This window comes from Streptomyces sp. NPDC051207, from assembly GCF_040682395.1.
Taxonomy (GTDB): Bacteria; Actinomycetota; Actinomycetes; order Streptomycetales; family Streptomycetaceae; genus Streptomyces.
Window position 1 is genome coordinate 33,626 of the sequence record NZ_JBFBAX010000024.1, and the last position, 13,832, is coordinate 47,457.

General features: G+C 71.4%; 8 protein-coding genes, 2 tRNA genes, 1 other RNA gene and 1 pseudogene. 7 read left to right on the forward strand and 5 right to left on the reverse strand.

Translation table 11 applies throughout. From position 1 onward, the window contains the following. Window positions 1-63: 63 nt before the first annotated feature. Window positions 64-618 carry a DUF4352 domain-containing protein gene (locus AB0M97_RS22475; protein WP_365962726.1) on the reverse strand — a complete coding sequence of 185 codons (555 nt, stop codon included), beginning with the start codon at window positions 616-618 and terminating at the stop codon, window positions 64-66. Window positions 619-1,063: 445 nt separating this feature from the next. Between AB0M97_RS22475 and AB0M97_RS22480 the strand changes: the two are divergent. After that, window positions 1,064-1,550, forward strand: a pseudogene (locus tag AB0M97_RS22480) (hypothetical protein); the annotation flags it as partial. 67 nt (window positions 1,551-1,617) lie between these two features. Here AB0M97_RS22480 and AB0M97_RS22485 read toward each other — a convergent pair. Further along, window positions 1,618-1,705, reverse strand: a tRNA-Ser gene (locus AB0M97_RS22485). A 73-nt stretch (window positions 1,706-1,778) separates the two neighbouring features. Between AB0M97_RS22485 and ffs the strand changes: the two genes are divergently transcribed. Next, window positions 1,779-1,873: signal recognition particle sRNA small type (gene ffs / locus AB0M97_RS22490), an RNA gene on the forward strand. Between the two features lie 122 nt (window positions 1,874-1,995). Further along, window positions 1,996-4,482, forward strand: a complete 2,487-nt coding sequence (locus AB0M97_RS22495; RefSeq protein ID WP_365962727.1) for a DNA polymerase III subunit gamma and tau — start codon at window positions 1,996-1,998, stop codon at window positions 4,480-4,482. Window positions 4,483-4,643: 161 nt separating this feature from the next. On the opposite strand, the gene AB0M97_RS22500 is transcribed toward AB0M97_RS22495, so the two are convergent. Further along, entirely contained in the window at window positions 4,644-5,315 is a 672-nt protein-coding gene (locus AB0M97_RS22500) for a class I SAM-dependent methyltransferase (protein WP_365962728.1), read from the reverse strand. Between the two features lie 48 nt (window positions 5,316-5,363). After that, window positions 5,364-6,617: an IS110 family transposase gene (locus AB0M97_RS22505; protein ID WP_365962729.1), complete on the reverse strand. Its 1,254-nt coding sequence runs from the start codon at window positions 6,615-6,617 to the stop codon at window positions 5,364-5,366. Between the two features lie 579 nt (window positions 6,618-7,196). Between AB0M97_RS22505 and purD the strand changes: the two genes are divergently transcribed. From purD to AB0M97_RS22525, 4 genes are all read left to right on the forward strand, one after another. Beyond that, window positions 7,197-8,474 (forward strand): phosphoribosylamine--glycine ligase, encoded by a 1,278-nt coding sequence (purD, locus tag AB0M97_RS22510; protein ID WP_365962730.1) that lies wholly within the window; start codon window positions 7,197-7,199, stop codon window positions 8,472-8,474. Between the two features lie 334 nt (window positions 8,475-8,808). Then, window positions 8,809-10,827 (forward strand): hypothetical protein, encoded by a 2,019-nt coding sequence (locus AB0M97_RS22515; protein ID WP_365962776.1) that lies wholly within the window; start codon window positions 8,809-8,811, stop codon window positions 10,825-10,827. A 296-nt stretch (window positions 10,828-11,123) separates the two neighbouring features. Continuing rightward, the gene (locus tag AB0M97_RS22520) at window positions 11,124-12,650 is read left to right on the forward strand and encodes a N,N-dimethylformamidase beta subunit family domain-containing protein (RefSeq protein WP_365962731.1); all 1,527 of its coding nucleotides are present in this window, start codon (window positions 11,124-11,126) and stop codon (window positions 12,648-12,650) included. 133 nt (window positions 12,651-12,783) lie between these two features. Beyond that, on the forward strand, window positions 12,784-13,683 hold the full coding sequence (locus tag AB0M97_RS22525) for a phosphoribosylaminoimidazolesuccinocarboxamide synthase (protein ID WP_365962732.1): 900 nt from the start codon (window positions 12,784-12,786) through the stop codon (window positions 13,681-13,683). A gap of 73 nt (window positions 13,684-13,756) precedes the next feature. Here the strand turns inward: AB0M97_RS22525 and AB0M97_RS22530 are convergent. After that, window positions 13,757-13,832, reverse strand: a tRNA-Gly gene (locus tag AB0M97_RS22530).

The following is a 13,832-nucleotide window of genomic DNA, read 5'->3' on the forward strand; positions in this document are numbered from 1 at the left end:
TGTGTCGTCCATGCGTCTGGACACCCTCTATGCCGGCGGGTCGGTCCAGAACTTCGGCGTCCCTCACCGATCGAGGGCGACCGTCACGCCACCACTGAAGAGCGAATCATGCAACCTCAGCTTGACCGGCATGACGTATTTCGGAACGTCAAAGACGACGATCCCCTCGACTGTGTTGCCTGGGTTGATTTCATTGAGGAATGACTTGCTCTCATCGAGATATATCGCCGCCTCTGTGTCGGCGCTGAACTCACGGTTCTTCGTGTCGAAAAGCTTCTGAGCACTGCCATCGAAGAGCTGCGACTCGTTGCCGATGTTCGAGACAGTCACGTGTACAAGGATGAATTGTCCCTGGGCGTCCTTCCCGAATTCACCCCCGATCTGTTGGACTCCGGGCTGGATGCGCGTAACAGTGAACTGGAACTTCCCGTCACGGACCGGGTCACCGAGGCCAGCTGCACCAGCCTCAGTGGGCGTTCCCTGTCGATCTTCCTCGCGCGGTGCCGTTGTGGTTGTGTCACCCCTTGGAGATGCAGGCTGATCGCCGTTCCCGCCCCCTCCAGCGCTCGCCACAGAAATCACGATGATGAGGCCAACCAGGGCGATCAGAGCAGTCAAGATCTTGTGGCGCCTTACCCAACTGTGACGCGCCTGCTGCGGCTCAGGGGAACCTGGTGGTGGGGTCCACTTAGGTGCGTTCTTGTCAGTCACGGGAGCCTCCCGCACCCGCAATGCCTTACGGCGAGGAATGGGCGAATCCTCTGACTGTGAAGCCGAGGTCCAGTTCCATCATTCGCCCATCAGCCGACTTGTGCCACCGTGAAGCCGGGGATTACAGTATGCCTTTACTCGGTAACTTGAAGTCGCCGTCGATCGCGGTCATTCGCAATGGATAGACAGACCGACACGACTCTGTCATAGGCCAGAGGGGCAGTGGACAAAAGAGGTCAGCTGTCGTACCGGCTGTTGGCGTCACGGCCGCACGCAAAAGAGGCCGTGGAGCCGACCGGCCTCAGCCACAGAGGGTTCCTCCCACCTCTGCGCGCCTGTGCCGTGCGCGGGCCTTGAACACTGGGTCGCGAACATCGTCAAGCCGTACGTCTCCGAGAACACGTACGACGGGTATCAGGTCGACGTACGCGTCCACCTCGTCCCTGACCTGGGCGCTCACAAGCTCGACCGCGTCGAAGCGGCCAAGCTCCGCAACAGCGCGCGGTGGGCCCTCGCCCTCGCCCTCGGCCTGAGGCAGGGTGAAGGGCTTGGGCTGCAGGGGGAGGACGCAGCACCAGGAGACCCAGGAGCGGGAGCGGATCGCGGCCGGCGCTGACTGGGAGGGCAAGGGGTACGTTTTCGTCTCACCGACGGGCGGCCCGCTGAGCCCGAACACCGACTTCCACGTCTGGAAGCGGCTTCTCCGGGACGCGGGTGTGAGGGACGGCCGTCTTAACGACGCTCGCCACACCGCCGCGACCGTCCTGCTGATCCTTGTCGCCCAGCAAGTCGGCGACGCGCTCTGGACGCCGCCCGGCTCCGAGGAAAAGACCAACTGAGACGGACAACGTCGAAGGGCCCCACCGCGGACGGTGGGGCCCTTCGACATCGTGCCCGGTGAGGCACTGGCGGAGGATACGAGATTCGAACTCGTGAGGGGTTGCCCCCAACACGCTTTCCAAGCGTGCGCCCTAGGCCTCTAGGCGAATCCTCCGCCAGGAACATTACATGACGGCGGGGAGTGCTCGCGAACTCGTTCCCTGGGTGCGGGATCAGGTACTCTGTGCAGAGCCCCTCACGCGGCGCTATCTGACTGAACTCCCCCAGGGCCGGAAGGCAGCAAGGGTAGGTTGGCTCTGGCGGGTGCGTGGGGGGCGTTTGCGTTTCGGTCTCCCGGTCCTCGGTCCCGGCCCTCGCCCCCCTCCCAGACGCCCCGACCGGCGTGACCTTCCCCGCCCTCCTCGGCGGGGCTCGTTGTCGGTGGGCGCCTATAACCTCGTATGCGTGTCGTCTCTCGCGCTGTACCGCCGCTATCGCCCGGAGTCGTTCGCCGAGGTCATCGGGCAGGAGCATGTCACCGACCCGTTGCAGCAGGCGCTGCGGAACAACCGGGTCAATCACGCGTACCTGTTCAGCGGTCCGCGCGGTTGCGGCAAGACGACCAGCGCGCGGATCCTGGCCCGCTGCCTGAACTGCGAGCAGGGGCCCACGCCGACCCCGTGCGGCGAGTGCCAGTCCTGCCGCGACCTCGCGCGCAACGGCCCCGGTTCCATCGACGTCATCGAGATCGACGCCGCGTCGCACGGAGGCGTGGACGACGCCCGTGACCTGCGCGAAAAGGCCTTCTTCGGGCCCGCCCGCAGCCGGTACAAGATCTACATCATCGACGAGGCCCACATGGTCACGTCGGCCGGGTTCAACGCCCTGCTGAAGGTCGTCGAGGAGCCACCGGAGCACCTCAAGTTCATCTTCGCCACCACCGAGCCCGAGAAGGTCATCGGGACGATCCGGTCGCGTACCCACCACTACCCCTTCCGCCTCGTGCCGCCCGGCACCCTGCGCGAGTACCTGGGCGAGGTGTGCGCGCAGGAGAAGATCCCGGTCGAGGACGGCGTCCTCCCGCTCGTCGTGCGGGCCGGCGGCGGTTCCGTGCGTGACTCGATGTCCGTCATGGACCAGCTGCTCGCCGGCGCCGGGGCGGACGGTGTGACATACGCCATGGCGACCTCCCTGCTCGGCTACACCGACGGCTCCCTGCTCGACTCCGTGGTCGAGGCCTTCGCCACCGGCGACGGCGCCGCCGCTTTCGAGGTCGTGGACCGGGTCATCGAGGGGGGCAACGATCCCCGCCGTTTCGTCGCCGACCTGCTTGAACGCCTGCGCGACCTGGTGATCCTGGCCGCCGTCCCGGACGCCGCCGAGAAGGGGCTCATCGACGCCCCCGCCGACGTCATCGAGCGGATGCAGGCCCAGGCCGGCACCTTCGGCCCCGCCGAGCTGAGCCGCGCCGCCGACCTCGTCAACGAAGGCCTCACCGAGATGCGGGGCGCCCATTCCCCCCGCCTCCAGCTCGAACTGATCTGCGCCCGCGTCCTCCTCCCCGCCGCCTACGGCGACGAGCGTTCCCTCATGGCCCGCCTCGACCGCGTCGAGCGCGGCGTCTCCTTCTCCACGGGAGCGGGCGCGCCCGCCATGGGGTACGTCCCCGGCCCCGAGGCCCATACGGCAGCCGCCCCGGCGCCCGCACCCGGCGCGCCCGCATCCGTCCCGCCCGCGCCTGTCCCGCCCGGGAGCGGTCCCGCCGCGGCCCGAGCCGCGGTGCGCGCCGCAGGCGGCGGACCCGGGGTTGCCGGTGGCGGACCTGCGGTTCCCGGGGGTGGACCTGAGGTTCCGGGTGGTTCGGGCGCGGCTGGTAGTGCCCGTACCTCTGATGCGCCCGGTGGCGTCAGTGCCTCCGGTACCCCTGGCACCTCCGGTTCGTCCGGCCCCTCCGGTACCGGTTGCACCTCCGGTACCTCCGGCCTCTCCAGTACGCCTGGGGCCTCCAGTCCCTCCAGCGCGCCCGGCGCGCAGAACCCCATGGCCCCCGCCGCCAACGCCCCCTCGACCCCCGCGTCCGCGCCCGCCCCCGCCGATGCCCACAAGCCCACCCCCGGCGCATGGCCCACCCCGGCCGCCGCCGGCGGTGGTGGACGCCGGCCCGGTGGCTGGCCCACCGCTGCCCCCGCGGGCGGCGCACACCCCCCGGCCGCGACGCCGGACGCACCCGCACCGGGACCCGCACTTACGCCAACGCCCGCACCCCCCGCGCCCCCGCCCGCCCAAGGACCCGCCCCCGCCCCCGCCCAACCCCGGACCGGCGGCCTCGACCCCCGCACCCTGTGGCCGGACATCCTGGACGCCGTCAAGAACCGCCGCCGGTTCACCTGGATCCTGCTCAGCCAGAACGCCCAGGTGACCGGCTTCGACGGCACCACGCTCCAGCTCGGCTTCGTCAACGCGGGCGCGCGGGACAACTTCCTCAGCAGCGGCAGCGAGGAGGTACTGCGGCAGGCGCTGGGCGAGCAGTTCAACGTCCAGTGGAAGATCGAGGCAATCGTCGACCCGTCCGGCGGCACGGGCACCCCGGCACCGTCCGGCCCCTCGGGCGGATACGGCGGCGGCACCGGCAGCCAGGGCGGCAGCTACGGCGGCGGCGCCGGTGGTTACGGCGGTGGCGGTACGCCCGGCCCCCGCCCGGCGCCCCAGCAGGGTTCGGCACCGGGCATGTCGGCGTCGCCGGCCGCACAGTCCGCGGCGACACGGGCCGCCACCGCCACCGCCCCGGCGCCCGTGCCCCAGCCCTCGACCCCCGAGCCGTCCCCGATCTCACCCGAGGACGACATCCCGGAGGACGACGACCCCGACCTCGACGAGTCGGCCCTCTCCGGGACGGAGCTGCTGGTGCGCGAGCTGGGTGCCACCGTCGTGGAGGAGTTCTCGAACGACTGACCCCTCGCCCCGGGCAGCAGGACTGCCATCGGAGAATTCCGTCGGGGCGCGCCCCGCCCAGCCGGTTCGGAGAAACCTCCAACCCCGTCACCCCCACCCCCTAGGCAGCCCGCACAAAGGAAACGGCCCCCTCCCGTTAGACATCTCAGGGGGCTAAGAAGTCAAGCTGCCTCCTCGGTGGTCGGCTTGTGGGCGAGGAAGCTGGCGATCTTCCACTTCAGCTCCTCGTCGGGCTCCTGCACCAGCTGAGCGTCGATGGTGAACCCGGCCTGGTTCAGCAATCGCGCGAGCTGGCCGGTGGGCAGGCGATAGGACTCGAAGGACACGGGGTGGCCGCCGTAGGCCTGTGTGGGGCGGCGATGCTCACCCGAACCCACGTGGCCGACGAGGAGAAGATGTCCACCCGGCGCCAGGGTGCGGTGGAACTCGGCGAACACGACTGGCAGCAACTCGGGAGGCGTGTGGTGGGTGGAGTAGAACGCCAAGATCCCACCGAGCGCGTCGTCTGCGAACGCCAGGGCAGTGATGGAGCCCACCGAGAACGGCAGGTCTGGATAGGCGGTTCGCGCGAGTTCGATCATCTTCGGGGACACGTCGATACCGATTGGCGATACCCCGAGGCCCGCCAGGTGCGCCGTCACTTTGCCCGGACCGCAGCCCAGGTCTGCGACCGGTCCTTGGTCAGATGCCTGTACGAGTTCAGCGAACGCGGTCAGCATCGAGCGTGACAAGGGGTCCAGCTCGGATGGTGGCTTGACGAGGGCGGCGTAGGCGTCAGCAACGGTGTCGTATGACTCCCGGACAGCGGCAAGGTAGGAAGGCTCATCGGTCATGCGGCGAATCTAGGGAAGCGCACTGACATGCCCGTGCCAGCTTCCGGATCACGCGGCTGCTTGCAGGAGCGGTGCGAAAGCGCGCTGTTCGTCGAAGTGCTGCCGGGTCTGGAGGCAGTGGTGGAGCTGGCCGAGGAAGCGGTTGAGCAGGTGGCGCTGGGCGGCGTTGTGCCAGTCTCCGTTCTCGCGTCGGCGGCGGTAGTGGGCGTTCGCACCGGGTGAGGCCTGGAGGGCTGAGAAGGCCCAGAGGAAGCCGGCGTGCATGAGCCGGTTGTTCTTGACGAAGCGGCGGCCGACGAAGCGTTTCTTACCGGAGGCGCGGGTGATCGGGGCTGAGCCGGCGTAGGACTTCAGGGCTCGGGCGTCAGCGAAGCGGGTGCGGTCGTCGCCGATCTCGGCAAGGACGCGGGCACCGAGCAGGGGGCCGAGGCCGGGAAAGCTGAGCAGGATCTCGCTGTCTGCGTGCTGGTGAAAGGCGGCTTCGGCGGCTTCAGCGAGGTCATCGGCGGCTTGGCAGGCTGCGTCCAGCTGCTTGAGGAGGGCCAGGAGCTGTTGGCCGAAGGCGGCCTCGACAGCGGGGAGCTGGCGAGCGTATTCGGCCCGGAAGATCCCGCGCAGGCGTTCTGCCTCGGCATCGAAGCTTCGGGTGCGGCCGCTGCGTTTGAGCGCGGCCCGGAGCTGAGCGAGGGTGAGCTTCGCGGCTTTGGCCAGGGTCGGGGCCATGGTGAGGATGACGCGGGCGTCTGCCCTGGTCAGGCCGCCTTCCTTGCCCTGGAAGGCCAGGAGGGCGGCGGGGTAGTACTCGCGCAGCAGCGATCGGATCTGGTTGGCGACCTGCTGCCGCGTCCAGACGGCGTCCTGCTGGGCTCGGGCCAGCACGGTGATGGCCTGGGCGAGTTCGGAGTCGGCGGGCAGTGGGCGGTGGGCGTGCATGTCGGTGCGCAGGATGTTCGCCAGGACCAGGGCGTCGCCGGGGTCGGACTTTTTGCGGCTGACGCCGTGCCGGTCGCGGTAGCGGGCCGCGGCGAGAGGGTTGATCGCGAAGACCTTGCGGCTGCCGGTGCGCAGGGCGGTCACGAGCAGGCCGCGGCTGGTCTCGATCGCCACGGGTGTGGGCGTCTCCGGAGTGTCGCCGTGTTCGGCCAGGAGGTCCAGCAGCTTCTTGTAGCCGGCCGCGTCGTCGCTGATACGGGCCTTGGCGAGCAGGGTGCCGGTGTCGTCGACTAGGGCGACGTCGTGGTGGCGCTCCGCCCAGTCGATACCGCAGAACACGGTCAAGCCATCCTCCCCAGATCCATGCATTTGTGCAGGTCACGAGCACATGTGGGTCACACGGCGCCCTAATCCCAGGACTCACAGGTCCGCCATCTCAGTAGCCGTTCGCGACACCAGCGCGCCCCAGGGGCTCGATCTGTCTGCAGAGCTCGAGGGCTCGCGGATGGAACAAGAGGTCGACCCTGGGACGGGCTCGCGCCGTGACGGTCAACGTCCGGCCGATCGCTGCGAGTTTCACGGTGATCACGGAGGTGCCGGGCTGTGCCGCTCTTGACAGAGGCCTCGAAGGGCCTGGAGAAACGGAGGCATCAGCCCGGCACCCGCGTCATCACCGCGAAGCGCGGGTGGCGGCGTGTTCCGTGCCGGTGGCGGAGGCGCCGGGCCCCGCCGCTCTAACGGGAGGCCTCTTGGGCCAGGCTGACCACAGGCGTTGCCCGGCACCCACGTCACCGCCACGGAACCACCGGCGGACAGCGGCGCCAGTCTCAGAGCGGGTCTCCAGGACCGTGAGGGCCGAAGGCGTTCCGCTGCCTGTTGTCGACGGCTCACTCAGCCTCTTGCGAGCACCGGACCAAGCCGCCTACACCCTGGATTAGGCTGACCCCCGTGAAGGTCCTCGTCATCGGCAGCGGTGCCCGCGAACACGCCCTGTGCCGCTCCCTGTCCCTCGACCCCGACGTCACGGCGCTGCACTGCGCCCCCGGCAACGCCGGCATCGCCGAGGTCGCCGAGCTGCACCAGGTCGACGCCCTCGACGGCGCGGCCGTAGCAGGCCTGGCCACCCGGCTGGGTGCCCAGCTGGTGGTCGTGGGCCCGGAGGCCCCGCTCGTCGCCGGGGTCGCCGATGCGGTGCGCGAGGCGGGCATCCCGGTCTTCGGCCCCTCCAAGGAGGCCGCGCAGCTGGAGGGCTCCAAGGCCTTCGCCAAGGACGTCATGGCGGCGGCCGGTGTCCCCACCGCCCGCTCCTACGTCTGCACGAATCCGGACGAGGCCGCCACCGCCCTCGACGCCTTCGGTGCTCCGTACGTCGTCAAGGACGACGGGCTCGCCGCCGGCAAGGGCGTCGTCGTCACCGGCGACATCGAGGCGGCCAAGGAGCACGCGGCGGCCTGCGGGCGCGTCGTGATCGAGGAGTTCCTCGACGGCCCCGAGGTCTCCCTCTTCGCGGTCACCGACGGCGAGACCGTCGTCCCGCTCCAGCCCGCCCAGGACTTCAAGCGCGCGCTGGACGGCGACGAGGGCCCGAACACCGGCGGCATGGGCGCGTACTCGCCGCTGCCGTGGGCCGACCCGAAGCTGGTCGACGAGGTCATGCAGACGGTGCTGCAGCCCACGGTGGACGAGATGCGCCGCCGCGGCACCCCGTTCTCCGGGCTGCTCTACGCCGGCCTCGCGATCACCTCGCGCGGTGTGCGCGTCATCGAGTTCAACGCCCGCTTCGGCGACCCCGAGACCCAGGTGGTCCTGGCCCGTCTGAAGACGCCGCTCGCCGGTCTCCTGATGGCCGCCGCGACCGGCAACCTCGCCGACCTCGAGCCGCTGCGCTGGAGCGAGGACGCCGCCGTCACCGTGGTCGTCGCCTCGCACAACTACCCCGGCACCCCGCGCACCGGCGACCCGATCACCGGCCTGGACGAGGTGGCCGCCCAGGACGCCCCGCACGCGTACGTGCTGCACGCCGGTACCCGGCAGGACGGCGACGCCGTCGTCAGCGCCGGTGGCCGCGTGCTGTCCGTCACCGCGACCGGCAAGGACCTCACCGAGGCCCGTGAGCGCGCGTACCGGGCGGTGGGCCGCATCCGGCTGGACGGCTCCCAGCACCGTACGGACATCGCGGCGAAGGCGGCGGCAGCCGCGGGCGCCACAGGAACCGCGGGCGCCTGAGTACCTGAGCGCCTCCCCGGCCCGGCCCGCTGCTCCGGCCGGAAACCGACGAACCCCGCAGGCCCCGGACCCCCTCTCAGGATCCGGGGCCTGATCCTTGCTGACCGTCATCCACCTTTCCCCAAAGCCATTCCATCGAGTGACCGATGCCCCATCCGGCTGACGAGGGCCGGGGCCCCAACTAGGGTGCGGCGCAAGCTTTCCGGCACATGGCCCACCGGCATTGCGATGTCAGTGGTGGGTGCCACAGTGGGGGAGTGACCACCACGAGAACGGCACCGAGCAGGAGAGCACCAAGGGCATCAGGGAGGGGTTGAGATCCGGCGTGACCGGTATGGGTGTGGAGGTGGGCGCGCAGGCCGCGCGCTCCCGGGCGATCGCCGTGCTGCGCATGCGCAGCAGGGCACTGGCTGTCGCCCTGCTGCCCGCGGCTGCCGCCGTGATCCTGCTCGTCGGAGGTTCGACCGGGCATCTCACGGGCGCCGGCTGGGACGCCGCCCGCTGGACCGTGACCCCGGTCGCGGTCCTGGTCCTGCTCGCCGCGGCCGGTATCGCCCTGGTCGTCGCCCGTTCCCGCCCGGCCATGAGCCCGACGGTCCCGATCGCCGAGGAGTCGGCGCCCGATCTGTACCGGATGGTGCGTGACCTCGCCGCCCGTCTCGACGTCCCCGCGCCGTCCGCGATAGCGCTCACCCCGGACTGCGACAGCTGGCTCGAGGACCGCACCCACCCGGCCCACGGTCCGCCCACCCCCACCCCCGCACGCGCCGCAGTACCGGGCCCGTCCCCCGACGCGCACGACAGAACCGGCGCGCACGACAGACCCGGCACGCGGGCCGGGACCGACGCCCACGGCAGGGCCGACGCCCATGCCGGGCCCGACGGCCACCCCGGTCACACCCCGGCCGGTCACGACGACCGCGAGCACAGCGACCACCACGGCCACCACGGCCACCACGGTCACGCCGACCACGACGGCACGAGCCCCGGCATCGGCGCCCACCGCCGCACCAGCACCGCGCCCGTCCTGGTCATCGGCTCCCCGTTCCTGTGGTGGATGCGGGTCGGCGAGCTGCGCGCGGTCCTCGCCCCGGTCGTCGCCGGTACGGGACCGTCGGCGCACCCCGACATAGCGGCCGCCCGGCGTTTCGTCAGAGGCCTGGACGCCGCGGTCGCCGTGACCTCGGCACCCGGCCGCGGCCCGGTGACCCGCTCGGTGCTGGCCGGTGTCGGCTGGGTGGCCCGCCTGCTGTTGCGCAGTTGCCGCGTGCACGCCGCCGAGATGGAGCGCGGGGTCGCCGCGGCGGCGGCCGAGCGTGCACAGGCTGTGGATTACGGGCTGCGGATCGTCGCGCAGGAACAGGTGGGCCTGGCCTACGCCGGCTGGGACCGCCTGCTGACCCGGGTCGCGCTGCCCGCCTGGCGGATGGGCCGCTGGCCCTCACGGCTGGACGCGGGCGTCGTCGCGGCCCTCACCGAGCTGTCCCGGCGCGATCGCCTGGCCGAGGGCTTCGCCTCCCGGCTCGGCGAGCGCCCCGCCTGCGACCTGCTGGAGGAGCCCGGCCTGATCGACGAGGCGACCTCTCTCCTCGCCGCCCGCCTCTTCCACGGGGGTCCCGCCGAGCGCGGCCCGGACTGGGCCCCGGTGGACTGGGAGGCGTATCCGGAGGAGGTCGTGGACCGCAAGTGGCGCACCGACGCCGCCCGCCTGCACCGCGCCCTCGACGCCCTGGGCGTCCGCCGCGGCGATGACGCGCGCACACCGGGCACGGACGGCCCGACCCTGTCCCGTGTCCTCGACCACCTGACGGACCCGACAGGGCCACCGGAGTCCGACGAGCGCGAGCCCCACGATCCCTCGGCGCCCGCGAACCCCTCCGCACACCTCGACCACCCCCAGGGAGACGACGAGGACGACGAAGACCTCTCCGGGACCACCCCGCGCAGCGCCGCCCTCGCCGCCTGTCTCAGCGCCGAGGTCGCCCGCGAGGAGGCCGCCGCCGCCCGGACCGCCCCACCAACCGGCGCGCCCCCGGCCGGCCAGACAGGTCCGGACACCGCGCTCTGGGACGACCAGGCACTCCCGCTGTTCCCCCTCCAGCCGCCCCGCACCGGCCGCGAACTGCTGGCGGACCACATCACGGCGATGGTGTGCTGCGCCGCGATGGACACCGCCGGTGCGACCCCGGGCCTGGACTGGCTCGACGGCCCCTCGCTCCTGGTCAACGGCGAACGCGCCACCGACCTGGGCCCCCGCGTCCTCAGTCTCGTCGAGCAGGGCGACCCGACGCCCCTGCGCGCCTGGCTGACGGACCTCGGCATCCGCCCGGAGAAGCCGGTACGGCTCGTGTGACCAGGTGCCCAGACGCCACCGGCACCCCTCTCCGCACCACCCGCACCCTGCTTTCCCCTCCCGCCCGGACCCTCCGATTCCACTTTCGGTCAATCCGCAACGAGTAGTGACAGCGTCCGTGCGTAATGTGATGTGCTGGGACCGATCGCGCGCAAGGCAATCGCCGGCAACGTAACGCCGTGACACCAGGGCATGACACAAGGCGACGCACTGGCCGCGACACTGGCCGCACCGCGCGACAACCGGGGCGACCACCACGACAAGCGCGACCGCGGGGGACGAGGGAGGGGAAGGCCATGGGGTCGGACCAGATCCGCCGCTGGGAGTCGGGAGCACGGGCGCACGCCGTGACGGATCCCTTCGGGCAGGGCCCCGTCCCCTGGCTGCGCGGCGCCGAGACGTACTTCGGCGAAAGCGGCCAGGTGGTCCCCTGGTACGTGGAGCCGGAAGTGGAGCCGGACCCGTCGGCACCCACCGGCCGGACACGGACCACCCGGGGCGGCACCGCGAGCGTCCCGTCCCCGCGGCCCGTCGGCGGCCCGCGCTCGGCGGACGACGTACGCCGCCAGATCAAGGGCTTCACGGCGACCGGCGCGGTGGCGCCCGGCGAGGCGATCGACTTCCACGTCACGGTCGACCCGCCCCAGGAATTCGGCGTCGACGTCTACCGCATCGGCCACTACGGCGGCGACGGCGCCGCGAAGATCACCACGAGCCCCCGCCTGTCCGGCATCGTGCAGCCCGAACCGCTCACCGCCGACCGCACGGTCTCCTGCCACCACTGGTGGCTGTCCTGGCGGCTGCAGGTCCCGTCGTACTGGAACCCCGGCGCGTACGTCGCCGTGCTCACCACCGTCGGCGGCTACCGCTCCCACGTGCCGTTCACCGTCCGCGACGACCGCCCGGCGGACCTGCTGCTGATCCTCCCGGACATCACCTGGCAGGCGTACAACCTCTACCCGGAGGACGGCCGCACCGGCGCCAGCCTCTACCACGCCTGGGACGACGAGGGCCGACTGCTCGGCGAGGCCGACGCGGCGACGACGGTCTCCTTCGACCGCCCGTACGCGGGCTGGGGCCTGCCGCTGCACGTCGGCCACTCCTACGACGTGATCCGCTGGGCCGAGCGCTACGGCTACGACCTCGCCTACGCCGACGCCCGTGACCTGCACGCCGGCCACGTCGATCCCACCCGGTACCGCGGCCTGATCTTCCCCGGCCACGACGAGTACTGGTCGGTCCCGATGCGCGCCGCCGCGGAACGCGCCCGCGACCACGGCACGTCCCTGGTCTTCCTCTCCGCCAACACCATGCACTGGCAGGTGGAGCTGAGCCCATCGCCGTCCGGCGTCCCGGACCGCCTGCTGACCTGCCGCAAGCGCAAGGGCCCCGGCAAGCCGGTGCTGTGGCGGGAGATCGACCGCCCCGAGCAGCAACTGATCGGCATCCAGTACGCGGGCAGCGTCCCCGAGCCCCACCCGCTGATCGTCCGCAACGACGGCCACTGGCTGTGGGAGGCGACCGGCGCCCGCGACGGCGACGAGATCGAGGGCCTGGTCGCCGGTGAGGCCGACCGCTACTTCCCGCGCACGCCGCTGCCCGCGTACGAGGAGCGGACCCTGCTCGCGCACTCCCCGTACACCGACGCGGACGGCGCCCCCCGGCACCAGGAGACGTCCATCTACCGGGCCCCGTCGGGCGCGTGGGTCTTCGCGTCCGGCACCTTCGCCTGGTCCCCGGCCCTGGACCGCCCCGGCCACGTCGACCCGCGCGTCCAGCGCGCGACGGCCAACCTGCTGGACCGCATCTGCAAGAGAGACTGACCACGCGCCCCGGGGACCGGCCTCCCGGAGGGCCCGAGCCCTCTCCACGTCACCGATGGCGCCCCTGGCGACGCCCCCCACTTCGCCATACGGAAGAATCGGGGAGAGTCGTACAGAACCACGGGGAGGAACCGTGTCCGGATTCGCCGAAAAGCCCGAACCGAGTCAGGTTCCGGGGCTGGTACACCTGCACACCGGCAAGGTGCGCGACCTGTACCAGAACGAGGCGGGCGACCTCGTGATGGTCGCGAGCGACCGCATCTCCGCCTACGACTGGGTGCTGCCCACCGAGATCCCCGACAAGGGACGGGTCCTCACCCAGCTCTCCCTGTGGTGGTTCGACCAGCTCGCGGACCTCGTCCCGAACCACGTCCTGAGCACCGAGCTGCCCGCCGGCGCCCCCGCCGACTGGGCCGGGCGCACCCTCGTCTGCAAGTCGCTGCGGATGCTCCCCGTGGAGTGCGTCGCCCGCGGCTACCTCACCGGCTCGGGCCTCGCCGAGTACCAGGAGTCCCGCACCGTCTGCGGCCTCGCCCTCCCCGAGGGGCTCGTCGACGGTTCGCAGCTGCCCGCCCCGATCTTCACCCCGGCCACCAAGGCCGAGGTCGGCGAGCACGACGAGAACGTCTCCTACGAGGAGGTCGCCCGCCAGGTCGGCGCCGAGACGGCCGCGCAGCTGCGCCAGGCCACTCTCGCCGTCTACTCCCGCGCCCGCGACATCGCCCGCGACCGGGGCATCGTCCTCGCGGACACGAAATTCGAGTTCGGCCTCGAGAACGACTCCCTGGTCCTCGCGGACGAGGTCCTCACCCCGGACTCCTCCCGTTTCTGGCCGGCCGACCAGTGGCAGCCGGGGCGGGCGCAGCCGTCGTACGACAAGCAGTTCGTCCGCGACTGGCTCACCTCCGCCGAGTCCGGCTGGGACCGGGCGGGCGAGCAGCCCCCGCCGCCGCTGCCGCAGCAGGTCGTGGACGCGACCCGGGCCAAGTACGTGGAGGCGTACGAGCGTCTGACGGGCACCGCCTGGAGCTGACCGCTCGACGGAAGACAGGCCCGGCCCCCTCGCGTACGACAAAGGCCCCGGTCGATGACCGGGGCCTTGTGACTGGAGCGGACGACGAGGTTCGAACTCGCGACCTCAACCTTGGCAAGGTTGCGCTCTACCAACTGAGCTACGTCCGC

Excerpts from the sequence above, each read along its gene's own strand:
- AB0M97_RS22505 (WP_365962729.1), bottom strand. The coding sequence starts at position 6,617 with ATGCATGGATCTGGGGAGGATGGCTTGACCGTGTTCTGCGGTATCGAC.
- AB0M97_RS22520 (WP_365962731.1), top strand. The coding sequence starts at position 11,124 with ATGGGGTCGGACCAGATCCGCCGCTGGGAGTCGGGAGCACGGGCGCAC.
- AB0M97_RS22515 (WP_365962776.1), top strand. The coding sequence starts at position 8,809 with ATGGGTGTGGAGGTGGGCGCGCAGGCCGCGCGCTCCCGGGCGATCGCC.
- AB0M97_RS22500 (WP_365962728.1), bottom strand. The coding sequence starts at position 5,315 with ATGACCGATGAGCCTTCCTACCTTGCCGCTGTCCGGGAGTCATACGAC.